This is a genomic window from Caballeronia sp. AZ10_KS36, assembly GCF_023631105.1.
Lineage (GTDB): Bacteria > Pseudomonadota > Gammaproteobacteria > Burkholderiales > Burkholderiaceae > Caballeronia.
The window spans coordinates 127,858-151,815 of sequence record NZ_JALQDQ010000028.1 but is presented as its reverse complement, the minus strand read 5'-3'; the positions used below and the strand labels follow the sequence as shown (position 1 = coordinate 151,815).

General features: G+C 64.9%; 24 protein-coding genes. 11 read left to right on the top strand and 13 right to left on the bottom strand.

Annotation, left to right across the window (positions count from 1 at the left end):
- Positions 1-15 precede the first annotated feature (15 nt).
- Both NCR35_RS19115 and NCR35_RS19110 read right to left on the bottom strand, forming a co-directional pair.
- The gene (locus tag NCR35_RS19115) at positions 16-1,029 is read right to left on the bottom strand and encodes a tyrosine-type recombinase/integrase (protein ID WP_250535658.1); all 1,014 of its coding nucleotides are present in this window, start codon (positions 1,027-1,029) and stop codon (positions 16-18) included.
- Between the two features lie 173 nt (positions 1,030-1,202).
- The gene (locus NCR35_RS19110) at positions 1,203-1,559 is read right to left on the bottom strand and encodes a DUF2471 family protein (RefSeq protein ID WP_244850333.1); all 357 of its coding nucleotides are present in this window, start codon (positions 1,557-1,559) and stop codon (positions 1,203-1,205) included.
- Between the two features lie 260 nt (positions 1,560-1,819).
- Between NCR35_RS19110 and NCR35_RS19105 the strand changes: the two genes are divergently transcribed.
- Positions 1,820-2,008, top strand: coding sequence for a CsbD family protein (locus tag NCR35_RS19105; RefSeq protein WP_206469004.1), 189 nt, complete (start codon positions 1,820-1,822; stop codon positions 2,006-2,008).
- Positions 2,009-2,128: 120 nt separating this feature from the next.
- Here NCR35_RS19105 and NCR35_RS19100 read toward each other — a convergent pair whose 3' ends face one another.
- Positions 2,129-2,731 (bottom strand): helix-turn-helix domain-containing protein, encoded by a 603-nt coding sequence (locus tag NCR35_RS19100; protein WP_250535657.1) that lies wholly within the window; start codon positions 2,729-2,731, stop codon positions 2,129-2,131.
- A gap of 132 nt (positions 2,732-2,863) precedes the next feature.
- Here NCR35_RS19100 and NCR35_RS19095 point away from each other — a divergent pair, with 132 nt between their 5' ends.
- Entirely contained in the window at positions 2,864-4,066 is a 1,203-nt protein-coding gene (locus NCR35_RS19095) for a glycine C-acetyltransferase (protein WP_250535656.1), read from the top strand.
- Between the two features lie 63 nt (positions 4,067-4,129).
- Complete coding sequence (tdh, locus tag NCR35_RS19090) at positions 4,130-5,161, top strand: L-threonine 3-dehydrogenase (protein ID WP_250535655.1); 1,032 nt, start codon at positions 4,130-4,132, stop codon at positions 5,159-5,161.
- 8 nt (positions 5,162-5,169) lie between these two features.
- Here the strand turns inward: tdh and NCR35_RS19085 are convergent, their stop codons facing one another.
- On the bottom strand, positions 5,170-5,799 hold the full coding sequence (locus NCR35_RS19085) for a YceI family protein (protein ID WP_250535654.1): 630 nt from the start codon (positions 5,797-5,799) through the stop codon (positions 5,170-5,172).
- 224 nt (positions 5,800-6,023) lie between these two features.
- On the opposite strand from NCR35_RS19085, the gene NCR35_RS19080 reads away from it, so the two are divergent.
- From NCR35_RS19080 to NCR35_RS19065, 4 genes are all read left to right on the top strand, one after another.
- Positions 6,024-6,494 carry a hypothetical protein gene (locus NCR35_RS19080; protein WP_250535653.1) on the top strand — a complete coding sequence of 157 codons (471 nt, stop codon included), beginning with the start codon at positions 6,024-6,026 and terminating at the stop codon, positions 6,492-6,494.
- A gap of 538 nt (positions 6,495-7,032) precedes the next feature.
- Entirely contained in the window at positions 7,033-7,695 is a 663-nt protein-coding gene (locus tag NCR35_RS19075) for a response regulator (protein WP_250535652.1), read from the top strand.
- Positions 7,692-9,071 carry an ATP-binding protein gene (locus NCR35_RS19070; protein WP_250535651.1) on the top strand — a complete coding sequence of 460 codons (1,380 nt, stop codon included), beginning with the start codon at positions 7,692-7,694 and terminating at the stop codon, positions 9,069-9,071. Before NCR35_RS19075 ends, NCR35_RS19070 begins: the two co-directional genes overlap by 4 nt.
- Positions 9,072-9,125: 54 nt before the next feature.
- Positions 9,126-9,320: a hypothetical protein gene (locus tag NCR35_RS19065; RefSeq protein ID WP_250535650.1), complete on the top strand. Its 195-nt coding sequence runs from the start codon at positions 9,126-9,128 to the stop codon at positions 9,318-9,320.
- Positions 9,321-9,367: 47 nt separating this feature from the next.
- Here NCR35_RS19065 and NCR35_RS19060 read toward each other — a convergent pair whose 3' ends face one another.
- Positions 9,368-10,291, bottom strand: coding sequence for a LysR family transcriptional regulator (locus NCR35_RS19060; RefSeq protein ID WP_250535649.1), 924 nt, complete (start codon positions 10,289-10,291; stop codon positions 9,368-9,370).
- Positions 10,292-10,383: 92 nt separating this feature from the next.
- Positions 10,384-11,790: an MFS transporter gene (locus NCR35_RS19055; protein ID WP_250535648.1), complete on the bottom strand. Its 1,407-nt coding sequence runs from the start codon at positions 11,788-11,790 to the stop codon at positions 10,384-10,386.
- A 271-nt stretch (positions 11,791-12,061) separates the two neighbouring features.
- On the opposite strand from NCR35_RS19055, the gene NCR35_RS19050 reads away from it, so the two are divergent.
- A complete protein-coding gene (locus tag NCR35_RS19050; RefSeq protein ID WP_250535647.1) occupies positions 12,062-12,832 on the top strand; it encodes an IclR family transcriptional regulator domain-containing protein in 771 nt (256 codons plus the stop codon).
- Between the two features lie 13 nt (positions 12,833-12,845).
- On the opposite strand, the gene NCR35_RS19045 is transcribed toward NCR35_RS19050, so the two are convergent.
- Both NCR35_RS19045 and wrbA read right to left on the bottom strand, forming a co-directional pair.
- A complete protein-coding gene (locus tag NCR35_RS19045; protein ID WP_250535646.1) occupies positions 12,846-13,379 on the bottom strand; it encodes a nucleoside deaminase in 534 nt (177 codons plus the stop codon).
- Positions 13,380-14,043: 664 nt separating this feature from the next.
- On the bottom strand, positions 14,044-14,649 hold the full coding sequence (wrbA, locus tag NCR35_RS19040) for an NAD(P)H:quinone oxidoreductase (RefSeq protein WP_250535645.1): 606 nt from the start codon (positions 14,647-14,649) through the stop codon (positions 14,044-14,046).
- A gap of 147 nt (positions 14,650-14,796) precedes the next feature.
- Here wrbA and NCR35_RS30025 point away from each other — a divergent pair, with 147 nt between their 5' ends.
- Both NCR35_RS30025 and NCR35_RS19035 read left to right on the top strand, forming a co-directional pair.
- Positions 14,797-15,156: an FUSC family protein gene (locus NCR35_RS30025; RefSeq protein ID WP_350029218.1), complete on the top strand. Its 360-nt coding sequence runs from the start codon at positions 14,797-14,799 to the stop codon at positions 15,154-15,156.
- Positions 15,129-16,097, top strand: a complete 969-nt coding sequence (locus NCR35_RS19035) for an FUSC family protein (protein WP_350029217.1) — start codon at positions 15,129-15,131, stop codon at positions 16,095-16,097. The genes NCR35_RS30025 and NCR35_RS19035 overlap by 28 nt, the downstream gene beginning before the upstream one ends.
- 1 nt (position 16,098) lies before the next feature.
- Here the strand turns inward: NCR35_RS19035 and zwf are convergent, their stop codons facing one another.
- The 4 genes from zwf to NCR35_RS19015 all read right to left on the bottom strand — a co-directional run bounded on the left by zwf (position 16,099) and on the right by NCR35_RS19015 (position 21,453).
- On the bottom strand, positions 16,099-17,574 hold the full coding sequence (gene zwf, locus NCR35_RS19030; RefSeq protein ID WP_250535644.1) for a glucose-6-phosphate dehydrogenase: 1,476 nt from the start codon (positions 17,572-17,574) through the stop codon (positions 16,099-16,101).
- 180 nt (positions 17,575-17,754) lie between these two features.
- Entirely contained in the window at positions 17,755-18,654 is a 900-nt protein-coding gene (locus NCR35_RS19025; RefSeq protein ID WP_250535711.1) for a LysR family transcriptional regulator, read from the bottom strand.
- 77 nt (positions 18,655-18,731) lie between these two features.
- Positions 18,732-20,810 (bottom strand): 2Fe-2S iron-sulfur cluster-binding protein, encoded by a 2,079-nt coding sequence (locus NCR35_RS19020; protein ID WP_250535643.1) that lies wholly within the window; start codon positions 20,808-20,810, stop codon positions 18,732-18,734.
- Positions 20,811-20,832: 22 nt separating this feature from the next.
- Complete coding sequence (locus NCR35_RS19015) at positions 20,833-21,453, bottom strand: glutathione S-transferase family protein (protein ID WP_250535642.1); 621 nt, start codon at positions 21,451-21,453, stop codon at positions 20,833-20,835.
- Positions 21,454-21,679: 226 nt separating this feature from the next.
- Here NCR35_RS19015 and NCR35_RS19010 point away from each other — a divergent pair, with 226 nt between their 5' ends.
- Positions 21,680-23,704: an AI-2E family transporter gene (locus NCR35_RS19010; RefSeq protein ID WP_250535641.1), complete on the top strand. Its 2,025-nt coding sequence runs from the start codon at positions 21,680-21,682 to the stop codon at positions 23,702-23,704.
- Here the strand turns inward: NCR35_RS19010 and NCR35_RS19005 are convergent.
- Entirely contained in the window at positions 23,701-23,934 is a 234-nt protein-coding gene (locus tag NCR35_RS19005; protein ID WP_159839271.1) for a hypothetical protein, read from the bottom strand. The genes NCR35_RS19010 and NCR35_RS19005 overlap by 4 nt on opposite strands.
- Between the last annotated feature and the right edge of the window lie 24 nt (positions 23,935-23,958).

The following is a 23,958-nucleotide window of genomic DNA, read 5'->3' as shown; positions in this document are numbered from 1 at the left end:
TTTTCGGGAGTGCCGTCAGACGCCGGTGAAGCCTGCCTCTTCGCTCCCGCCGGCCTGTGCCTGAGCGAGATCGCGCTCCCGTATTTGCTCACCTGTCCAGTCCTGCCACGCCCGATGAAGCCGATGCACGGAAATCATTTGCTGGAAGCCCAGCCACTGGCCAACGCGCTCCGGGTCGACGCCTTCGTCGAACAGCTCCGCCGCGTAGGTGTTGCGAAGCGTCTGCGGGCTGGCTCGCGCAACCCGAGACGCTGCGATGCCCGACGCGGCCACGACCGCGTCGATGGCGCGTAGCATCGTCGCCTTGTGCATTGGCCGGCCCGACGGCGCTGCCGGAAAAAGCAACTCACCCGCGAGCCCGGCGGCTCGGCGCTCGCTGATCCAGGCGTCCAGCAACTCGACGGCGAACGGCGCAAGGCGCGCCTGGCGAATCAAGAGCGGATTCGTCGCATCGACCGTTATGTAAGGCGCGCCAGGCGCATAGCAATCGACGGTCAACTGCGCCGCCTCGCCCGTTTTCACCCCCGCGCCCAGGAAGGCGGCAACCAGTGCGCGGTCGCGTTGTTCACGCCAGCGCTGTCCGGCAGGCAGCGCGCCCAAAGGCGAAAATAGATGCGCGATCAACAAGGCTCGCTCGTCATGCGTCAGGAAGCCGGTCGGCTCGTTATCGCGGGCTTTGCGCCAAGCTGCATCGCCGTCCTGCGCGATGAACCGCGCCGGATTGGTCCCTGCAGCCTCGATTTCCCGCACGTGATCCAGCACGCGCTCGATCAAACGCAGGTAGCGCATTCGCTGCGGACGCCGAATGTCGAGCTGCGAGACGAACTGTTCGATGACGGGCTGCTGCACGGTATGGAGCGTCGCCCGCTTCGCTTGTAGCCATTCGAGAAAGTTGCCCCACTGCGCGCGATAAACATCGGCGGAAGACGCGCGGAATTCTTGTTGAGCAAGCCATGCGTCGAAGGCAGCGTGCGGGTCGGCCTGCCAGTCCGCGCGCTGTTGGTCGAAGAGATCGGGGGTAGTCGGCATTGTGTTCAGAGGGCGCTTTGACGCGGTTCGCTTTGCAGAGAGAGTCGGGCTTCACGCGACGGGCGTCAAGCGTCCACTGTACCGAAGCCTGCGCGCGCTGGTTGCGCCCGCATGTGCTGATCGGCGAAGTTAGTTGTTTATCGCGGTGTTGACCGTCGATCTGGGCCGCTCAATCAATGACCCGCGAGCGCGAGTTGCGGCCGGCCCTGCCGGGCAGCGCACTCGTACGCGTCGACGGCGAAGCCGAATACCGCAGGCAAAGCGTCGGACGAGGCGATGTCCACAACGTCGTCGGTCTCGGGATAAGCGAAGTTCTCGGGGCGCGCGAACAACTCGCGCAGCGCGGCTTCGTGACGCCCTGCGAAACCGAGGTCTGCAACCGCCTCCGCCTCGATGGCATGCAAGAGGCGCCACGTCAGTGGCACGCCTTTTTCGATGTAGCGAGCCGCAATCTGCCGCGTAATGCGTTCGAGGTCGCGCACGGCCCGCTCGAACTGTTTCTTGCTCAGATGTTCGCCGTTCGACTCCATGTTGTCACCCCTCGCACCGGTCTTTGTACTGTATAAATATACAGTATCTTCGCGCCTGAAAATAGCGTCGCGCCGTTCGGTGTCTGTGTATGTGCGATTCCGCCTACGCCTTGTTCAGACATCGTCGGCTGCAAGGCGGCGTTGAAAAGGCGCATCCTCGAACCATGCTCGGAGCAGGTTTCTATCGGCTGAAACGCGATGAACGCGATCTATGCGACGAGCACCGCGAAGTTTTCGCGCTGAACCTAAAGGAGAACGTGATGAATAAGGACCAAGTTAAAGGCGTCGGCGAGCAAGTGAAGGGGAAGATCAACGAAGTGGTCGGCAAGGCTACCGACGATCCCGCGCAGGAAGCGAAGGGTGACATGCAACAGGTCGCCGGCAAGATCCAGAAGGGAGCGGGTGACGTGCGCGAAGATTTGAAGGACAGCGTGCGGAAGAACCCGTAACTACGGACGCGGCCGGCGTGGCCATTGTAGGCGGGGCGTCCACTGGACGCCCCGCTTTGCATCAGCGGTCAATACACAGAACTTGATGCGCATAAAGTTCCGCGGGGCCCTTCAGCTGCCTCAACCGTGGATTACGACGAGCAGCGCCTTGGCTTCCGAGCGTCCTGCGTTGCGAATCGCGTGACTGTCATCGGCCGCGTATCGCGCGGTCTCGCCCGTTTTCAAACGGCGCGTCGAGGCGGCCACTTCCACTTCGATCGTTCCGCTAAGAACGGTCAAATGCTCGCGCGTGCCTGGCTCGTGAGCGTTGGAGCGGAGCGCTGCGCCGGCCTGCAACGTGAGTTCATACCACTCGAACTTTCCCGCAAGTTCTATCGGTCCCCAGACGCGTAGGTGATATCCACCGTTGTCGCCGCTCAAGGTCGGTATATCGTGCGGGCTCGCGACGCGGATTGCTTCGGCCGGACGTTGTTGCGCGAACAACTGGTCCAGGCTGATGCCAAGCGCGTTCGTGAGCCGCCACGCCACTGCAATAGTCGGATTCGCTTTGTCCCGCTCGATCTCGGACAGCATCGACTTAGATACGCCTGCCGCTCGGGACAGATCGTCGAGCGTGAGCTTTCTTTCGTTGCGCAGTCGTTGAATTTGCTCGCCGACGCGTGGCGGCACAGAGCCGGCCGCCGCCGATTCCGCGACTATCGGTTCTGAACGCGAACTTGCCATGACGCTGTTGTTCCCTTAGAGTGTTCTCCATATTGGAAATCTGTTCGAAATATCGAACGTGTCCAATACGATGATTCGACTATAACAGGGCTAACAGGCCGCGTGCGCACGCGGATGCAACCGGAAGACGCCATGAGAGACCGATATCTGTCCCACCTGCGCGACGTCATCGACGATATTCGCGCGGCTGGGTTCTATAAGAACGAGCGCATCATTGCGAGTCCGCAGTCGCCGGAGATTCGGCTCGCGGACGGGCGCGACGTGCTGAACTTTTGCGCAAACAACTACCTCGGGTTAGCGGATGATCCGCGTCTGATCCAAGCCGCCAAAGCAGGGCTCGACGCCGACGGTTTCGGCATGGCGTCGGTGCGCTTCATCTGCGGCACGCAGACTGTGCACAGGTCGCTGGAAGGCGCCATTGCGCAGTTCCTTCAGACGGACGATGCGATTCTTTATTCAAGTTGCTTCGATGCCAACGGCGGCCTGTTCGAGACGCTCTTGACCGAAGAGGACGCCATCATCAGCGATGAACTGAATCACGCCAGCATCATCGACGGCGTGCGGCTTTCGAAAGCGCGACGTCTGCGCTACAAGAACAACGATCTGGCGGATCTCGAAGCGCGTCTGAAGGAAGCGGACGCCGCCGGCGCGCGCTTCAAACTGATCGCCACTGACGGCGTGTTCTCGATGGACGGCATCATCGCGAATCTCGCCGGTATCTGCGATGTGGCCGACCGTTACAGCGCGCTCGTGATGGTGGATGATTCGCACGCGGTCGGCTTCATCGGCGAGAAAGGACGCGGCACGCCCGAGCACTGCGGCGTGCTGGATCGCGTGGATATCATTACCGGCACGCTCGGGAAGGCGCTCGGGGGCGCTTCCGGCGGTTACGTCGCGGCTCACAAGGAGATCGTCGAACTGCTGCGCCAGCGCAGCCGCCCGTATCTATTCTCCAACACGCTCGCGCCCAACATCGCGGCGGCGTCGCTGGAAGTGCTGAGATTGCTCGACAGTGATGAAGGCGCGGCGCTGCGCTCGCGGGTGCGCGACAACGGTGCCCGGTTCCGTCAGGCTATGTCTTCTCTCGGCTTCGATCTTGTCCCGGGCGAGCATCCGATCATTCCGGTCATGCTCGGTGATGCGCAACTCGCGTCCCAAATGGCCGATGCCCTGCTCGACGAAGGGGTGTACGTGATCGGCTTCTCGTATCCGGTGGTTCTAAGGGGACGTGCACGCATTCGCACGCAGATGAGCGCGGCGCATACGCCGGAGCAAATCGATCGCGCGGTGGAGGCTTTCGCTCGTGTGGGACGGTCGCTTGGCGTCATCCGGTGAGCGGTGTCGCTCGGCCAAGTTTATGCGCATAAAGCACCCACAAACCCCAAGGACGAAGGTCACATGAAAGCTCTAGCCAAACTCGAACGCGCACCCGGCCTCACGCTGACCCGCGTGAAGCGTCCAGAGGTCGGCCACAACGACGTCCTCATCCGTATTCGCAAGACGGCAATCTGCGGTACGGACATCCATATCTGGAAGTGGGACGACTGGGCGCAGAAGACGATACCGGTGCCGATGCACGTGGGCCACGAGTACGTCGGCGAGATCGTCGAGATGGGACAGGAAGTGCGCGGCTTCGCAATCGGCGATCGGGTGTCGGGCGAAGGTCACATCACATGCGGCTTCTGCCGCAATTGCCGCGCGGGACGACGCCACTTGTGCCGTAACACCGTCGGCGTGGGCGTGAATCGCGAGGGCGCTTTCGCCGAGTATCTCGTGATACCGGCGTTCAACGCGTTCAAGATTCCCGCCGGCATTTCCGACGACCTCGCCGCAATCTTCGACCCGTTCGGCAACGCCACGCATACCGCCCTGTCGTTCAACCTTGTCGGCGAAGACGTGCTCATCACCGGCGCGGGCCCGATCGGCGTGATGGCGGCTGCCATTGCCCGGCACGTCGGCGCGCGCAACGTCGTGATCACCGATGTCAACGACTACCGGCTCGAACTGGCGCGCAAGATGGGCGCGACGCGAACCGTCAACGTCGCACATGAGGATCTACGCGATGTCATGCGCGATCTCGGCATGACCGAAGGGTTCGACATCGGTCTGGAAATGTCCGGTGTGCCGAGCGCCTTCACGGCCATGCTCGAAGCGATGAATCATGGCGGCAAGATCGCGCTGCTCGGCATTCCGCCCGCGCAAACGGCCATCGACTGGAATCAGGTCATCTTCAAGGGGCTGGAGATCAAAGGCATCTATGGCCGCGAGATGTTCGAGACCTGGTACAAGATGGTGGCGATGCTGCAAAGCGGACTCGATCTCTCGCCGATCCTCACGCATACCTTCGCGGTCGACGATTACGAGCAAGCGTTCGCGACGATGCTCTCCGGCAACAGCGGCAAAGTCGTGCTCGACTGGACTGCGGCCTAATCTCCGAGCTACTCCTTCAGCTTTCCGAACTCCGCTTGAATGGCGACGTGCACATCGTCGCCGACGGCGGGGAACCATGTCGTCAGGCCGAACGCCGCGCGGCTGAAATGCCCGTCGGCGGAAAAGCCGAGTGTTTCCTGTTTCGTCAGCGGGTTCACCGCGTGGCCGTTGAACGTGACGTTCAGCTTGACCGGGCGTGTCACGCCGCGAATCGTCAGGTCGCCGGTGAGTGTGCCGGTGTCATCGCCCGTACGCTCGAATGTCGTGCTCTGAAAAGCGATGTTCGGATACCGCGCGGCGTCGAACATGTCGGGTCCTTTCAGCATCCGGTCAAGCAGCGGCACGTTCGTGTCGACGCTCGACGCGTCGATGGTCGCCTCAACCCGGCTCGCCGCGATTCCGCTGGCGTTCCAGTCAAGGCGCGCCGATACCTTGTCGAAGCGGATGACGAATCGCGAATAATGAAAGTGATCGACGTCGAAGCTCACATTCCAATGATGCGCGTCGAGTTCGTACTGTCCGGCCGGCACGCTGGCTTCGTTCCCCGAAACGTGGTGCGTCACGACACCCAAGGCCGTGCATCCGCATAAAAGCGCGACCGAGCAGACCAATTTCAGATAGTGCCTCGCAGCCTTCATCACGGACTGACTCCAGAGAGAATGAACACGCAAGCAGACGACAACTAGAAATACAACGGCCGTCACGCCGATTTCGTCCGCGCAAACGAAAATTACGCGATTCAGGTAGAGTTCGCGACGATTCTCATCTCAGAAAAGGCGCCATGGCTACGGGCGATGGCGGATAAAACATGCGCTTCTGGCGGCACCGCTTTTACCCGCTTCGCTTTCGATGGCTTGCTGTCATGCTGCTGATCGTGTCAGCCGCCGTCTCTTCCACGCCCGCGCAGGCCGCATGGTGCGACGACGGACTATGGATCGACGCCATGATCGGCTCGCATCATTTCCATCCCGACAAGCACTTCGAGCAATTCAATCCGGGAATCGGCGCGGAATGCTGGCTCGCGCCGCAATGGGCCGTGACCGGCGGCTATTTCCGCAACTCGCTGTCGAAACCGTCGTTTTATGGCGGCGGCGTCTGGGCGCCCGAATTTCTCCATTGGGGCTTCGTACGGCTCGCCGCGATGGGCGGTCTGATCTCGGGCTACGACTACGGCCGCTGGGGCATCGGGCACGATCACATGGTCGGCCCCGTGGCCGCGCCGCTGGTGATGGTGGCGTACAAGCGCGTCGGCGCTAACTTCATCCTAATCCCGCCGATTCCGTCCAGCGATCTGCCGTTCACGATCGGGTTTCAGCTTCGCGTGAAGTTCTGATGCGGCGCAGTCTGCAACAACGGACCAGCCTGCTCCCGAAAACCCTCACCTGAGCCCCGCGCAGAAGCCCGCCGACAGGCGGCTCTTCCACCTGGTTCCCGAAAACCCTCACCTTTAGGCTAGCCCGAGCGCCCGCCGGACAAAAAAAGAGCCCGGCCATGAGCCGGGCTCGAACCGGACCGGGCGAGTTCCGAGTCACGCCCGACCGCGTGGACTTCTCGACGAAAGCGCGCGGCAACGACGGCTTTCGGCGATTGCAGTTCGAGATGCGGCGGGACGACCCAGCCATGCGCATCGTCTTGATGGAGAAGGGCCGCGCACGGTCCGTCCGCAGCGTCGAATGCGAGCCTCGCGATGCGTCGTCCGATGCGTATCAGCGCGACGAGCACCGCATGCGCGCGCACGGTCTGCGGCGCGCGTGGCGGTATAGTGCGGGCTGGTTGCTTATGCGATGCTTAAGCTCGGCGTGCCGGGCGTTAAGTGGCGCTTAAGCAAGACGCAAGGAGAATGGCCGCCACGTCAAAGCTTGGGGAAGGGCATGCGCCTGCTTTTGGTAGAGGACGACGAAATGATCGCCGAGACGGTGCTGGCCGCGTTGCGCCGCTCCAGCTACACCGTGGATTGGGCGCAGGATGGCCGCGCGGCCGAATTGTCGCTCGGCAATGACGTGTACGACCTCGTCTTGCTGGATCTCACCTTGCCGAAGCGTGACGGCCTCGATGTGCTCGGCGTCTACCGCAAGAACGGCGGCCATGCGCCCGTCATGATTCTCACGGCGCGCGACGCGGTGGACGACCGCATCCGCGGCCTCGACGCCGGCGCGGACGACTATTTGCTCAAGCCTTTCGATCTCGATGAACTCGCCGCCCGCGTGCGCGCGCTGCTGCGCCGCCGCACGGGCCATACGCAGCTCGTCTACACGCACGGCGACTTGTCGCTCGATCCGGCCGCCCACGAAGCCTCGAAGGACGGCGTCGCGCTGAATCTCGTGCCGCGCGAATTCGCGCTGCTTCAGGCGTTGATCGAGGAGCCGTCGCGCGTGTTCCGCCGCTCGGAGCTGGAAGAGAAACTCTATGGATGGGGCGAGGAAGTGGGCAGCAACGCAATCGAAGTCCACGTGCATAGCCTGCGGCGCAAGATCGGCGCGGAGCAGATCGTGACCGTGCGCGGCGTGGGTTATCGGCTGAAGAGGATCGGATGAACTCCATCCGGCGCTGGCTGCTCGGCTGGCTCATCTGCGGACTCGCCGCGGCGTGTCTGCTCGCAGGCTACGGCATCTTCCACATGGCGCAGCTGGAGGCGGGCGAACTCTTCGACTATGAGCTGCGCACCGTTGCCGTCTCGCTGCCGGGCAACATCACCGCCGCCGATGTCGCGGAAGGACGCAGCCACGATCTCGTAGGCATCGCCGACGACCGGCTCGTCATCGACATTTGGGACAAGAGCGGGCGGCTCATCTATCACTCGCCGCATGAACCCGAGCTGCCGCGTTTCGGCGACGGCTTTCAGTCCGCCGAGCGCGAAGGCTACCGCTGGCGCGCGTTCGGCATGACCTTGCCGGATCGCTTCGTGCAGGTGGCGCAGCCGTACTTCGTGCGCGAGGACATGGCCATTTCCCTCGCGCTGCATACCATCTGGCCGCTCGCGCTTTTGATACCGGTCATCGTGGTGATCGTGCTCGTGGTCGTGGCGCGCGGCCTCGCGCCGGTGCGCTGGCTCTCGCGGTCGCTCGCCGCGCGTTCGCCGGAATCCGTCGCGCCCGTGTCGCTCGCCGCGCGCACACCCGTCGAACTGCGTCCGCTCGTCGATGCGCTGAACGGCCTGCTCACGCGTCTCAACGAGGCGTCGGAGGCGCAGCGCACGTTCATCGCGGATGCCGCTCACGAACTGCGCACGCCCCTCACCGCGCTCAAATTGCAGATACAAGGCGCCATCAGCGACGGCTCGCTCAAAGTAGACGAAGCGACGGTCGGCAAGATAGACGGTCGGCTGAACCGGCTGATTCATCTTGCGCAGCAGTTGCTCAGCATGGCGCGCGAGGATGCGGCACGCGAAGCGGCCATCGCGCCGATGAGCCTGCGCATGCTATGCGAGACGCGCGTGTCGGACTTCTCGTTGATTGCCGAGGCGAAGTCGATCGACCTCGGCCTCGAACTGGAAGATGCACGCAGCGAGGACGACGCGTTCGCGATTCTCGGCGACACGCATGCGCTCGCCGTGCTGCTCAACAATCTGCTCGATAACGCGATCCGCCACACGCCGCCCGGTGGACGCGTCGATGTGACGCTGCGCCGCGAGTCGAACGGCATCGCGCTGACGGTTCTGGATACGGGCCCCGGCATTCCGCCCGACGAGATCGAGCGCGCGTGCGACCGGTTCTATCGCGGCGCGGGGACGCACGGGCAGGGCAGCGGACTCGGGCTTGCCATTGCGTCGCGCGTGGCGCAGCGGCATCAGGCGACCTTGACTGTCGAAAACCGCGCGGGCGCGGGCGGGCTCGCGGTGTCGGTGCGCGGCTTGCGCGGCGTCGAAATGAAAGAGCAAGCAACGGAGTGCGCTGCCGTGGCGATGCGGTGAGACTCGGAGCTTTGACGAGGCTCGATCATGTTCAACCGCTGGTTTCGTGTTGCCTTGCTGCTGCTCGTCCTTGCATCGGCCCGCACTGCCGCTGGCAACGATGCCGCCGGCGCGTCGGCCGCCTCCGAGCCCAAGACGCTGAAAGAACGTCTCGGCGACAAAGCCAGCGACGAGCAACGCGTCGACAATTGCAAGGTGCCGCCCGAGCGTCGCGGCACGAAAGCGCGGCCCGATGCCTGCGCGCGCTGACCACTCGACGCGCGCAGAGCCACTGCAATAAACACCGCGCACCGCAATCACCCGCCTGTCTCCGCCCCGGTCAGCGCAATCACCATGTCGAGAAACGCCCGCGTCTTGGCCGGCGGATGATGCCGCGACGGATGAAACGCATAGAGCGGAAAGCGCTCGTCGGGCCAGTCCGGAAACAGGTCGATCAGCGCGCCCTCCGCCATCAGATGCGCGTGACCGAGTTCGAGTATCTGCGCGATGCCGTATCCGGACAGGCACGCGCTCAGCATGGTGCCGGGATCGTTCAGCGTCAGATGCCCGCGCGTTTCGACCGTGAGCCGCTTCTTTTTCCGATGAAACTCCCACGGAAACGGCCGCCCCGTTTCGGGATCACGGAATTCGATGCACGTGTGCGCGCCGCTCGCGAGCGCCTGCGGCGTCGCGGGCCGCCCGCAGCGCGCGATATACGACGGCGCGGCCACGGTGCGCACCGGCGTATCGAGCAGCTTGCGCGCGACGAGACTCGAATCGCGCGGCTCGCCGAAGCGCACGGCGAGATCGAAGCCGTCGGCGATCATGTCGCCCAGCCGGTCGCGCGTGAGCAACTCGAGTTCGAGCTCGGGATGCGCTTCCATGAACGCTTCGAGCTTCGGGCCGAGCACGAGCCGCGAGAAGATCGGGTCCACGTTCACGCGCAGCCGCCCGCGCACCGCCGTCGCGCTGCCGGATGCGGTGGCCGCCGCTTCTTCGAGGCCGACGAGATGCGGCATGACCTGTTCGAAGAAGCGGCGGCCGTCGTCGGTGAGCGAGACGGTGCGCGTCGTGCGGTCGAACAGGCGTATCTTCAGGCGCGCTTCCAGACGCGCGATGGCGCGGCTCACGCCCGGCTGCGACATGCCGAGCTTCTCGCCGGCTGCTGCGAACGTGCCCGCATCGACGATCGCAGCGAACACGCTGATGCCGTTCAGGATGCGCTCGTTGAACCCCGCCATTCATGCCTCCGCGTCATGCAAGAAGTGGCTCGCATGTTATCGCGAAGCAACAAAAAGGGCCCCGGAGGGCCCTTGAACAACGCGTGTTGCGTTCAGGCGTGAGCCTTGGCCACCTTCTCGACGGCCATCGAATCGGCGCGCATGCGCTCGTATTCCTGCTCGCTCATCGGCACGGCGTCTTTCTTGCCGAGGTCGTCCAGACGCACGCGATACGTCTCGCGCGCCGACCACGCCGCAATCGCCGCGATGATCGTCACGCCGAACGCCAGCGCGCCGACCGTGAGCGGAATGTTGGCCGATCCCGGAGGCGCGACCGCCGCGAACAGCGCGGGCAGCAGCGCGGTGATCGTGGTGCCGATGTTCTGCGCGATTGCCATGGCCGACACGCGCGAACGCGTCGGGAACAGCTCGGGGAAGAAGCTCGGGAAGATCGCGTTATAGCCCTGATACACGACGCCCCACATCAACAGCGACATGACGATGGCGAGCGGCACGTTGCGAATGCTGATGGCATACAGATACGCGAACGACAAGAGACCCGCGAGCAGCGAACCGACGATCATCGGCATGCGGCGGCCGATCTTGTCGGACAGGTTGCCGACGAACGGAATCACCAGCACCGCGAGAATGTTGCCCATGACCGGGATCCACAGATACACGCTCTTCTGGAAGCCGATGCCGTACGACGCCTGCACCGCATAGGCCGCGCCGAAGATGGTCGCGACGACCGGGATCACGTTCATGAGCGCCATGCAGACGACGCGGAGCATGTCGGGCGTGCTGTTGGCGAAGGCCTCCTTGATCGGCGACTTCGGCAGCTCGCCGTGCGCGCCTTCCGCCGAGAACGCGGGCGTTTCGTGCACTTCGCGCCGGATGATGTAGCCCGCGACCAGCACCAGCGCCGACAGCAGGAACGGCACGCGCCAGCCCCACGAATTGAACATGGGCTCGGGCATGAACGCAGCGAGCGGCAGGAACACGGCAGCCGCGAGGATCTGGCCGGCCTGCACGCCCTGAAGCGTGAAGCTCGCGTAGTAGCCGCGCCGGCCGAACGGTGCGTGCTCCAAGATCATCGAGCTTGCGCCCGAGATTTCGCCGGCCACCGCGAAGCCTTGGATCAGCCGCAATACGACGAGCAGCGTGGGCGCCAGCATGCCGACGCTGTGATACGTCGGCAAGAGTCCGACCGCCATCGTCGAGAAGCCCATCAGGAACATGCAGGTGAGCAGCACGTTCTTGCGGCCGTGGGTGTCGCCCAGATGCCCGAGCACGAACGCGCCGATGGGCCGCGCCACATAACCCACGCCATACGTCGCGAGCGATGCGACGATCGCCACCTTCGGATTGCCCGACGGGAAGAACAGCTGCGGAAAGATGAGCGCGGCCGCCTGCGCGTAGATGAAGAAATCGTAGTACTCGAGCGCCGAGCCGATCCAGCCGCTCGCCGTCGCTTTTTTCGCCTGGCGGCCGCCGTGCGCCTCTTCCTTAAGGCTAGCCATAGAAGTGTCTCCGAATAACGGTTTAACGAGTGGTTCTGCTGCGCCTGTGCCTTCTTCTTCCCTGCGTTTTCTGCCGATTCGCGCCGCCGCGTGGTCGGGCGGCGTGGCAATCGAGCCAGGCTCGCGAGCATGTCCCTTACGAGTGAAACGAGCATAAGAGCGCAGCCACGAGCGGGCAACGATTTGTGATAAAGTTTGCGCGATTATCGCACGCACGCGTTCGATAATCGGCCGCTTTGGGGGTTAGCACTAGCTGAGGCTCGAACCGCATATGACTAAACCGCCACTGGACAAGCGCGACTGGATCGCCGGGCTGGAGAAGGGGTTGGCGATTCTCGAAGCGTTCGACGACCAGCACGCGCGCATGACCCCGACCCAAGCGGCCGTGCGCACCGGCATCACGCGCACGGCGGCGCGCCGGTATCTGCTCACGCTCGCGCATCTCGGCTATGTCCAGACCGACGGCAAGCTCTTCAATCTGACGCCGCGCGTGCTGCGCGTGGGCTGGTCGTACTTCGACTCGGCGCGGCTGCCGCGCATCGTGCAGCCGTATTTGCAGCACCTGAGCGCGTTGATCCATGAGAACGTGTATGTCAGCGTGCTGGACGAATGGGATCTCGTCATCATCGCGCGCAACGGCGCCTCGCGCGTGATGACCACCGGCTTCGTGCTGGGCGCGCGCGTTCCGGCTGCGTTGATGTCGGCCGGACTCGTGATGCTCGCCTACAGGACGGACGAGGACGCGGTGCGCGCATGGCTCGACGCAACGGAGTTCAGGCCGTTCACGCCGCTCACCATCACGGACAAGGAGGCGCTCTACGACAAGATTCGGCAGGCGCGCGCGGACGGCTTCGTGGCGTTCGAGCAGCAGTTGCAGGTGGGCGTGCGTGGCGTCGCGGTGCCGATCAAGAACCGGCACGGGCAAGTGGTCGCGGCGCTGTCCGTGAACATGCCGATCGGGAAAGAGACGAGCGAGGCCGCGCTCGCCCGCGTATTGCCGCCGTTGCAGGAGACGGCGCTTGCGATGCTCAATGTGATCTAGCGGTGCCCGCCGTTTATCGCGTAGACCAGAAGGCCCGTTGCACGCGCAAGACTTCTTCCTCGACTTCGGCGATCGGGCCGATCAGCTCCACCTGCTTCTGGCAATGGTCGAAGACATAGCGCGACGAGACGCTCATCGTCGGATTCTCCGCGTGGTTACCGGTGGCTTCGAGCAGACGCTCTTCGGTCAGCCCGTAGACCACGCGTCCGATGTTGGCCCAGTAGGCCGTTCCGGCGCACATGCAACACGGCTCGACCGATGTGTACAGCGTGCAGCTCCACAGATAGTCCGGCGTGAAGTTGAGCGCCGCGACGCGCGCCAGCACCGATTCCGCATGGTTGACGGTATCGACGTTGCCTTGCTCCATCAGCACGCTTTCCTGATCGGGGCCGACGAGAATCGCGCCGAACGGATGATGCCCGAGCAAGGTCGCGCGCTCGGCGACGGCGCTCGCGTGCCGCAGATGCCGGATGATTTGCTCGCGCGTGGGCGTGAGGCCCTGCGGCGGTAGGTTCTGGGGCTGCGAGGCGGGGGCGGTCAGGCTCATGGTGGCGGGTTTGGCAAAGGTGAGGAGTTACGGGATCGGTTTGCGGTGAGCGTTTTCGGGAGCGATGGTGCCCGGTCGGCGGGCTTCGTCACCAGGCTTGCGAACAACGGTAAAGCGTCCTCGATTCGGACGCAACCGCCACGATGCAATGAGTAACGTCACGCAGTTTGCGATAGTCATGCAGTTCTGCGCGCGCACGCGGCGTTGTGCCTGCGAAGGTCAAGCAATCATATCGTTAGTTATACGAATTAAACCGGCGCGAAGCGGGAGCGCTATGCGTCCGCACAGGAAGAGCATTGTGCGTCATCCGGCTGCGCCCTTGCTGCCGTTCATCTGATAGATCGCTGCGGTCAGCGCCGCAGCCGGCGACAGCGCGTTATGCGTCGGCACTCGCGGATTGGAGATGCACGGGCTGCGCGCCATCGAGCTTGCCCGACGGGAGCCGGAGATACCCGCTTTCACGCGACCACGAATGAATAAGAGAACGGACCGGCGCAAGCAGCGGCCGGTCCGGTCGCGCTTTGCAGTGGCAGGCAGCAACGCGCGACGCGCTCGTTACGCAGCGGCCGTGCCAATCCCGCGCGACGGCTCGCAGCAAGGCGAGCGCGAGCGCCGAGCATCGCAGATGTCGCATAAGCGCCAACAGATTGAGCCAAAGCGCGTCTCACTTGCCCGCGATCCTGACTGCCAGCTCGGCCACGTGCTTGCCCTGATAACGCGCGATGTCGAGTTCGTTCTGCGTCGGATGACGCTTGCCGTCCGCACCGACGATGGTGGTCGCGCCATACGGCGTGCCGCCCGAGATCTCCGACATGCTGGTGAGCGCGGCGCACGCGTAAGGCACGCCCGCAACGATCATGCCGTGATGCAGAAGCGTCGTGTGAAACGACGTGATCGTGGTTTCCTGCCCGCCGTGTTGCGAAGCCGTGGACGTGAACACGCTGCCGATCTTGCCGACCAGCGCGCCTTTCACCCACAGGCCGCCCGTCTGGTCGAGGAACGTGCGCATCTGCCCGGCCATGTTGCCGAAGCGCGTAGGCGTGCCGAAGATGATGGCGTCGTAGTTCGCGAGTTCGTCGATGGTGGCCACGGGCGCCTGCTGATCGAGCTTCACGCCGATGACGGCGGCCTGATCCGCCGGAATCGTTTCGGGCACGCGCTTCACCGTGACCTCGACGCCCGGTACGCCGCTCGCGCCTTCCGCGACGGCGCCCGCCATGGTTTCGACGTGACCGTACATCGAGTAATAGAGCACCAGTACTTTCGCCATGAGATGTCCTCGTGATGTCGCCGGTTCATTGCAGGTTGCGAGTCTCAACCATAGCATCGGCGTGCGGATGCTGCCGGACGCCGACGCATCCATTGCGCTCGTGCCGATCCGCGTCTACGCTCAGACAAGAACCCGCCACCGCCGACGATGCCGAACGATCATTCCACGATTCACAACCCTTCCGCCACGGTCGCCACGTCGCGCGGGGCATTCGCTGCATTCGACACGGTCGCTGGTCTCGTGCGCGAGGCGTTCGTGTCGCTCGGGGGCGAACTGGCCGCCATCAGGCCGACGCCCGCCCGCGCGTTCTTCGCGACGCAGGCGATGGCATCTGTCGCGCTCGCGGTCGCGCTTGCATATGCCTTTCGGCTCGAACATATCTGGTGGGCGGCGATCAGCGGCTTCGCGGTCATGCAGTCGAAGTTCTCGGCCTGCGCGCAGCGTGGCGTGCATCGCGTGCTCGGGACCTCGCGGGCGCGTTGCTCGGCGCGACGGCGGGACCGCTGATCGGCGATACGCCGTGGCTCTTCGTGCCGTTGCTGGCGCTGATCGCGGGCGTGTCGGTGTATCGCGCGCTCGCGTCGGATGCCGGCTATGCGTGGGTGCTGGGCGCAGTGACATCGCTGATGGTGACGTTCGAGGCGCATCGGCTGGCGTCGGCGTCGGCGACGGCTTCGTTCGCGTTGTCGCGCGTGGCCGAAGTCGTCGTCGGGACGCTCGCGTGCGTCGCCGTGTCCGCGCTCTTTCACGCGGCGGCGCAGCAGTATCGGAAGTCGCGGGGCGCGGCGCCCGTATCGAGCGCGAGGGCGTCGTCGACGGCGGATCGCGTCGATGGATCGAGCCAAGAGACGGCGGCCGTCTCCGTCATTGCCTCGAATGCGGCCACGAGCCTGCACGCACTCAGCGCGCAGCAAGCCATGCAGTCCGCCCGCGTCGCGCGCAAACGCCTCGCGTGGCATGCGGCGTGGTCGGCGGCGATATTGGCGTCGGTGGCGTATGCGTGGCACTTGCCCGGCTTCGCGCAGGCGATGGTCACGGCGATTGCCGTTTTAATCCTTCCCGCATCGGCGCTCGGCAAGCCGACGCGCCGGCCCATTGGGTCGCGCATGGTGCAGCGCGTGCTCGGCTGCCTGATCGCGGGCGCGGTGAGTCTCGCGCTGTTGCCGCTCATCGGCGATAGCGAGCCCGCGTGCATGCTCGCGCTATGCGCGGGCGTGTGGATCGGCTGTCATGTGCAGACAGGCGCGCAAGGCGCAAGCTACGTCGGGCGGCAGTTCACCATCGCGTTCATCATGGTGTTCGTGCAGGATCAGCACTGGTCGTCCGATCCGATGCCCGCGGCGCTTCGGCTCGCGGGCATCCTGTGCGGAATCGGCGTGCTCGCGGCGGTGATGGCCGCGGGAAGGGCGCTCGCATCGCGGCGCGTGGCGCGCCCCGCGATGCGCTGAATCAACCTTCTTCCGCCCAGGCCAGATTTTCCCGCGCCATCAACGCGGAAGACGCCGCCGGCCCGAACGTGCCCGCCGTATAGCCGCGCGGCCGGTCGCCGAGTTCCTTCCAGCCGTTGAGAATCGGCTCGACCCAGGCCCACGCCGCTTCGAGTTCGTCGCGGCGCATGAAGTGCGTGAGCCGGCCGCGAATCACGTCGATCAGCAAGCGTTCGTACGCCTCCGCGCGGCGCTGGGTCATGGCCTGCTGAAGGTCCAGATTCAGGTTCACGGGCAGCATCTGCATGCCGCTGCCCGGTTCCTTCGCGAGCATCTGCAACTGGATGGACTCTTCCGGCTGCAACGTGATGATGAGACGGTTGCCATAGTTGCGCGGCCCGCTCGGGATGATGGAAAACGGCAGATCCGCGAAGTCGATGACGATTTCCGAGCGCCGCGTCTGCATGCGCTTGCCGGTGCGCAGGAAGAACGGCACGTTGGCCCAGCGCCAGTTGTTGATATGCGCGCGCAACGCGACGAACGTCTCCGCGCGGCTGTCGGGCGGCACGTTGTCTTCTTGCAGATAACCCTTGACCGGCTCGCCGCCGACCGCGCCCGCCCCGTACTGGCCGCGCACGGTGTCGCGGGCGGTGTCGGAAACGGTCATCGGGCGCAGCGACTTCAGCACCTTCAGCTTCTCGTCGCGCACGGCGTCCGGATCGAGCGAAACGGGCGGCTCCATTGCGACGATGCAGAGTAGTTGCAGCAAGTGGTTCTGCACCATGTCGCGCAGCGCGCCGGTGTGATCGTAAAAGCCCGCGCGGCTGCCCACGCCCACCGTTTCCGCCACCGTGATCTGCACGCTCTTGATATACGGCGCCTGCCACAGCGGCCCGAAAATCGGATTGCCGAAGCGCAGCACCATCAGGTTCTGCACCGTTTCCTTGCCGAGATAATGGTCGATGCGGTAGATCTGCTCTTCCTTGAAGTGCCGGCCGACCGCGTCGTTGATGGCCCGTGCCGAAGCCAGATCATGGCCGAGCGGTTTTTCCAGCACGACGCGCGCTTGATCGTCGACGATGCCGGCCGCCGAGAGGTTGTCGCAGATCGTCGTGAAGAGTTCGGGCGACGTCGAGAGATAGAACACGCGCTGCACGTTCGGGCGCGTGACTTCCCCGAGGCGGCGAAAGTCGTCGGGATTCTCCACATCCACGCGCACGTAGTCGAAGAGGGCGAGGAATTTGTCCCAGGACTGCGCATCGAAAGCCTTCTCGTCGATGAACGGACGCGACTGCTTCTCCATGAAGTTCTTCAGATAATCTTCGCGCGTCCAGTCCTTGCGGCCGATTGCGAGAATGCGCGTCTCGGGGGGCAGGTTGCAGTGCGTGTGCGCCATGTACAGCGCGGGCAGCAGCTTGCGCGCCGCCAGGTCTCCGCCGCCGCCGAAGATGATCATGTCGAGCGGGCGTTCATTGTTGGGAGAGGTCGGGTTCGTCATGGTGCGTGAGCCGTTGAGGTTCGGAAGAGCCGGTTCGTCGAGCCGGAACGCGGCTGGAAGCGCAAATACGCCGAAGAGAGCTATGTTGCATGGTTTGCCGCCATTTTGCACGGCTCGCGCCCTAACGGGCGTTCGATTCTTCAAAGATCACGAAGCGGCCACGCGCTTCGTTTAGCCCGATTAGCGCAACGATGCATCCGCGCGCAACGTCGCCACGGCCAGATCCAGAAACGCGCGGACCTTCTGCGTGACGTGGCGTCCTTCGCGATGCACGAGATGAATGGGAAGCGGCGGCGGCTCGAATTCGGCGAGCACGATCACGAGCCGGCCTTCACTTACGTGCTGCGCGACCTGATACGACAGGAGCCGCGCGATGCCGAAGTCCGCGAGCGCGGCATCGATCGCCGAATCGTTCGTCGTCGTGACGAAGCGCGCTCGCGTGCGGACGATCACGGTGCGATCGCCGTCGTGAAGACGCCATTCAGGCGGCGAAGACGAGCCCGTCGACGCGATAATCGTGTGTGCGTCGAGGTCTTCCGGGCGCGACGGCGTGCCGTGCTTCTCGAGATAGGCGGGCGACGCGCAGAGCACGCGCCGCACGCGTCCGACGGGAATCGCCTGTAGCGACGAATCCGGCAGTTGCGCGATGCGCACGGCCACGTCGATGCCCTCGTCGACGAGATTCACCACGCGATCGACGAACCAGCAGTTGGCATCGGCTTCGGGATAACGCGAAAGGTAGTCGAGCACGATGGGCGTCACATGCAGCCGGCCGAACAAGACGGGCGCGGTCAACGAGAGCACGCCGCGCGGCGATGCGTGCGTGCCCCGCGCGGCGAGTTCGGCGGTGTCCACTTCGCCGAGAATGCGCCGGCAGTCTTCGAAGAAGCCGTTGCCGGCGTCGGTCAGGCGCACGACGCGCGTGGTGCGCGTGAGCAGCCGCACGCCGAGGCGCTCTTCGAGTTCGGTCACGACGCGGCTCACGACCGAAGGCGAGACATCGAGCTTGCGCGCGGCCGACGCGAAGCCGCCTGTTTCGACCACCGTGACGAAGGTCGACATTGCCTGAAAACGGTCCATGTCGGATGCGGGAAGCGGGCTATAAAGTTGCCGTGCATTCTCGGGCATGCCGGGGCGTCCCGCAATCGCGCATCGCTTCACAGATCGAGTTGCAGCCAGGCGTTCGCGTCCGCCGCCGGGCGCGCGCAGCAGATCAGCGCTTCATCGTCATCGACGTGAAACGCCGGCTCGCTCGCATACGACACCGCGCCGCTCACGATGCGCGTTCTGCACGTCCCGCACGTTCCGCCGCGACAGTTCGATTCCGTTTCCACGCCGCACGCTTCGGCCAGTTCCAGCAGCGTGCCGCTCGCGGGCTGCCATTGCGCATCGCGTTGCGATTTCACGAAGCGCACGGGCACGGCTTCGGTGGCGGGCGGGCGCATGGGCTTCATCTCGACGCCGCGATCCGGCGTGCGCACGAGCGATGCGGGACCGAATGCTTCTGCATGAATGCGCGTATCGGCAACGTTCAGTGCGCGCAGGCCGTCGTAGAGCGATTGCATGAACGCGCCCGGTCCGCACAGATAGAAGTCGTAGTCGTTGAAGGGCAGCACGCTCGTCAGCAGGTCGATGTCGATGCGGCCCGACACGTCGTAATCGCGCTTGAGTTGCGCGCCTTGCGGGTCGCTCAACACGCGTATCACGTTGACCGCTCCGCCCGCACTTTGCGCGAGCGCGTCGATCTCGGCGGCGAACGCGCGGTTCGCGAGCGTGCGCGCCGACGCGATCAGCCAGACCGGACGCACGCGCCGCTTGCGCAGTCCTTCGTAGACGACGTGGCGCAGCATCGCGAGCATCGGCGTGATGCCGACGCCCGCGGCCAGCAGCACGGCGGGGCGCGCTTCGAACGGATCGATCGTGAAGCTGCCCGCCGGCTGCCGCGCTTCGATGATGTCGCCCACTTTCAGCGCGTCGTGCAGATATGCCGACGCCCGGCCCTCGCGCTTCACGCTGATGCGATACACGCCGTCCGCCGGCCCGACCGACAGCGTGTACGTGCGCACGAGCGGCTTGCTTTCGCCCGGCAACGTCACGCGCACCGGCAAATGCTGGCCCGCCGCATGTGGCACGATGCCCGCGCCATCCGCCGGTTCGAGCCAGAACGAGCGGATCACGTCGCTTTCATCGACGATCCGGCTCACGCGATACGGCCGCCACGCATTAGCGAGCGCCGCAGCCTTCATGCGCTGCGCGGCTTCGTTCCAGTCCCCCGTCATCAGCGAGTTCGGCGACCAGCCTTCGCGGCGAAACGTCCAGCGAAGCGGCAGCGCGTCTTCGCGCAGCAGAACGCGGCGCGGCACGAAGCGCCACAGCCGCTCGGCGCCCTGAAAAGCGGCGGTTTCGGGCGAGTCGAGCAGCACTTGCGCATCGCCCGTGAGTTGCAGGACGTCGCCGGTTTCGAAATCGGCGAACACGAGTCCCGCCCGGCCGTTCACCGCGATATTGCCGAGCGTGTTGAAGAACAGATTGCCCGCGAAGTCGGGAATGGTAAGCGCGCCGTCGCCGGACACGCGCACGAAGCCCGCCTTGCCGCCGCGATGCGACACGTCCACCTGGCGACGCCCGTCCTCGCGATCGAAGTACGACGCGACGAAAAACGTATCGGCGCGCTCGATCATCGCCCGCATGCGCGGCGACTGCGCATCGAGCGAAACGGGACTGGACGGCGAGGGCGCCGACGCGTCGCGCACGAACGCGAAGTCGCGCAACTGAATGTACTGCGGGCAATTGCCGAAGCTCTGCTCGACGGCCACCTCAAATGCTTGCCCGTGAGCCGCGTTATTGCGATGAATCACGCCGTTCACGCGATTGCGCCGCCGCGTATGCATCTCGATGCCGAGCAAGCCGACCGACGCGCCGTCGGCAAGGCCCGCGTCGGCGGGATCGAGCGGATCGCGAATGTGCTCGACGGAAAGCGTGGTCGCATCCGGCGTGCTCATGAAACCGGGGCGGCCGGTCAGAAACGTGGCCCACGCGTCGCCGTCGGCATCGACCGTACCGGCAACGATGAACGGCAACTGCGCGAAGAATTGCCGATGCTGATCCGGCATGAACGGGCGCACGACGCGCTGTCCGACGTCGTGCATGCGCGCCGCGACGCCAGCGGCGGTTTGCAGCTCGAGTTCGCCGCGATGCCAGGGCGAAGGCGCGGTAATCGAAGCGGTGGCAGGCATGATCGTCGTCTCCGGCAAGCGGTCAGGCGCGCAGGCCCGCGGCGGTCTGTTGGATCGGCACGAAGCCCGGCAACGCCTCGATGCGCGCGAGCCACGCCAGCACGTTGCGATAGCCAGACAGATCGACATTGCCTTCCGGCGCGCCCGCGATGTAGCTGTAAAGCGCGATATCCGCGATGGTCGGATGCGCGCTGCCGATATCCGCGATCCAGTCGCGGCTTTGCAATTCGTCGTCGATCACCTTGAGCACCGCATGCGCGCGGGCGATGACTTCGTCGACGTCGAACTTGCTGCCGAACACCGTGACGAGACGCGCGGCCGCCGGGCCGAATGCGATCTGCCCCGCCGCGACCGAAAGCCAGCGCTGCACGGCGGCGGCTTCGGCGGGCGTTTCGGGTAGCCATTGCGTCGCGCCCGCCTTCTTGGCGATGTAGACGAGGATCGCGTTCGAATCCTGAACGACGTGCTCGCCGTCGACCAGCACGGGCACCTGGCCGAAGCGGTTCAGGCGCAGGAATTCGGGCGATTTGTGCGCGCGGGTGCCGAGATCCACTTCCTCTTCGTCGTGCTCGACGTTCAGCAGATGCAGAAAGAGGCGAGCGCGGTGCGAATGGCCGGAAAGCGGGTGATGGTAGAGCTTCATGGCAACTCCTCTCATGTGGACCGGGGGACTCCCGGTCGCTTGAGAGGCAGTATGAGTTCGTGCGTGGCGAAGCAGAATACGAGCGGAAATCAAATGACTGTTCTCATTTCCAGATCAATCCGCGCGCGTTTCCCGTATCGGCTCACCTATCGACGACGCGCTCCCGAAAAAGCTCACCGGCACGCGCCTTGCTTCTCTCGGAAAGGATTTCCTACGAGCCGACTCCATGCCTCCACTTCCCGGCCCGCGCCGGCCTCCTGCGAAGATCCTGCCGCCCGACGCGCCGGGCCTGCGCGCGCTGGCGTCGCTCGTGGCGGTCGTCGTCGTGATATGCGCCTTGTATTTCGGGCGTGCGGTGATGATCCCGATCATCCTCGCGATCCTGCTCAGTTTTCTGCTCGCGCCGTTCGTCGATTTTCTGCGGCGGCTGCGCTTCGGCCAGGTGCCGTCGGTGATCGTGGCGGTCGTGGTCGCCTTGTCGGTGCTGACGGCCGTCGGCGCGCTGATCGGCGCGCAGGTCGCGCAACTCGCGGGCGATCTGCCGAAGTATCAGGTGGCGGTCGAGCGCAAGGTCGACAGCATCCAGCGCATGACGGTCGGCCGCGCGGACGCGTTTCTCGGGCGCGCGTCGCGTGCGCTGAAGCGTCTGTCGCCGGCGCGCGAGCAGGAGCCGCACGCGAACGAGGACAACCCGGCCGCTTCGCCGATCGACCAGCCGATGCCCGTCGAAGTCCACGAGCCCGCGCCGTCGCCGCTGGAACTCGCGCAGCGGTTTCTCTCGCCCGTGATCAGTCCGCTGGAAACCACCGGCATCGTGCTCGTCGTCGCGGTGTTCATCCTGTTGCAGCGGGAAGACCTGCGCGACCGGCTGATACGCCTCTTCGGTTCGCGCGACCTGCATCGCGCGACCACCGCGATGGACGAGGCCGCGCGCCGCCTCTCGCGTTATTTCCTCGCGCAACTGGGCATCAACGTCGGCGTGGGAACGGTCATCTGCATCGGGCTTGCGGTGATCGGCGTGCCGGGGGCGTTGCTCTTCGGCGTGATGACGGCGCTCCTGCGCTTCGTGCCGTATGTCGGGACATGGATCGCCGCGTTGCTCGCGGTGATTTTCGCGGCGGCGGTCGGGCCGGGCTGGACCATGCTCATCTGGACCATCGTGCTGTACGGCGCCACCGACATCGTGGCCGGGCAGATCGTCGAGCCGCTTCTGTACGGACACAGCACGGGCCTTTCCCCGTTCGCGGTGATCGTCGCGGCGATTTTCTGGAGCTGGATCTGGGGGCCGATCGGCCTCGTGCTTTCGACGCCGCTCACGCTTTGCCTCGTCATTCTCGGGCGACACGTGGACCGCCTCGAATTTCTCGATGTGCTTTTCGGCGACCGGCCCGCGCTGACACCGGCGGAAAACTTCTATCAGCGCCTGCTTGCCAACGATCCAGACGAGGCGCTCGTGCAGGCGGAGTCGCTGCTGAAGGAACGGTCGCTCGTCGCGTATTACGACGAAGTCGCGCTCGAAGGCTTGCGGCTCGCGCATAACGACGTGCTGCGCGGCGTGGTGACGGCGGACCAGTTGAAGCGCATCAACGAATCGGCGCTCGATATCATCGAAGGCCTGGAAGACGCAGAGGACGTGACGCCCGTGGTTCAGCGCAAGGAAGAGCCGCTCGTGAACCTCGCCGCCGACGACACGACCGCAATCGCATCCGAATCGCCGCCCGAATACTTCGACGCGGGCGCGGAAGGGCACACCGCGTCGGTGCTGTGCATCGCGGGGAGAAGTCCGCTCGACGATCTCGCCGCGACCATCGCCGTGCAGCTTTTCCGCAAGCATGGGCTGGGCGCGGATTTCACCGGCTACGAGCGGTTCTCGCGCGGGCGCTTCGGCGAAGTGGACTTGTCGGGCGTGACGATCATCTGCGTCGTCTCGTTCGATGCCGCCGAATCGCCGCCGTATCTGCGCAACCTGCTGCGCCGGCTGCATCAGCGCGCGCCCGCGGCGGAGTTGATCGTCGGGCTCGTGGTCGCGGAAAGTCCGCTGCAAGGCGAAGTGCTGGTGCGGACGAGTTCGGCGGCGGTCTCGTTCAAGGAACTGGTCGATGCCTGCGTGGCGGCCGCGCGCCGCCAGTCCACCGATGGCGTGTCGTGGGCCGGCCTCGATTCGCAGACGAACGCGCCCACGGTGGAGGACCGCAGCCGCGCCGCGCAAGACGACGTGCCGGCCTTGCGCAAGGTACTGGGCGACGCCTAGCGGTTGCCGTCGAAGAGATCGTTGAGCATGGTGTCGAAGGACGCCTGCGCGTCTTCGAGCTCCTGCAGCGCGGCGTCGAACGTCTGGAGCGCCATCTGCGAGGGCCGGCCGTCGCCTTCGGGCGGAAACTGCTTTTGCAGCGCGACGAACGCGGACTGCACCTGCCGCGTGGCATTGACGATACGTTCCATCGCGCGCGCTTCTTCCGCGCGATTGTTCTCAGCAGTCATCGGAGACACTCCTCGTTGGCAATG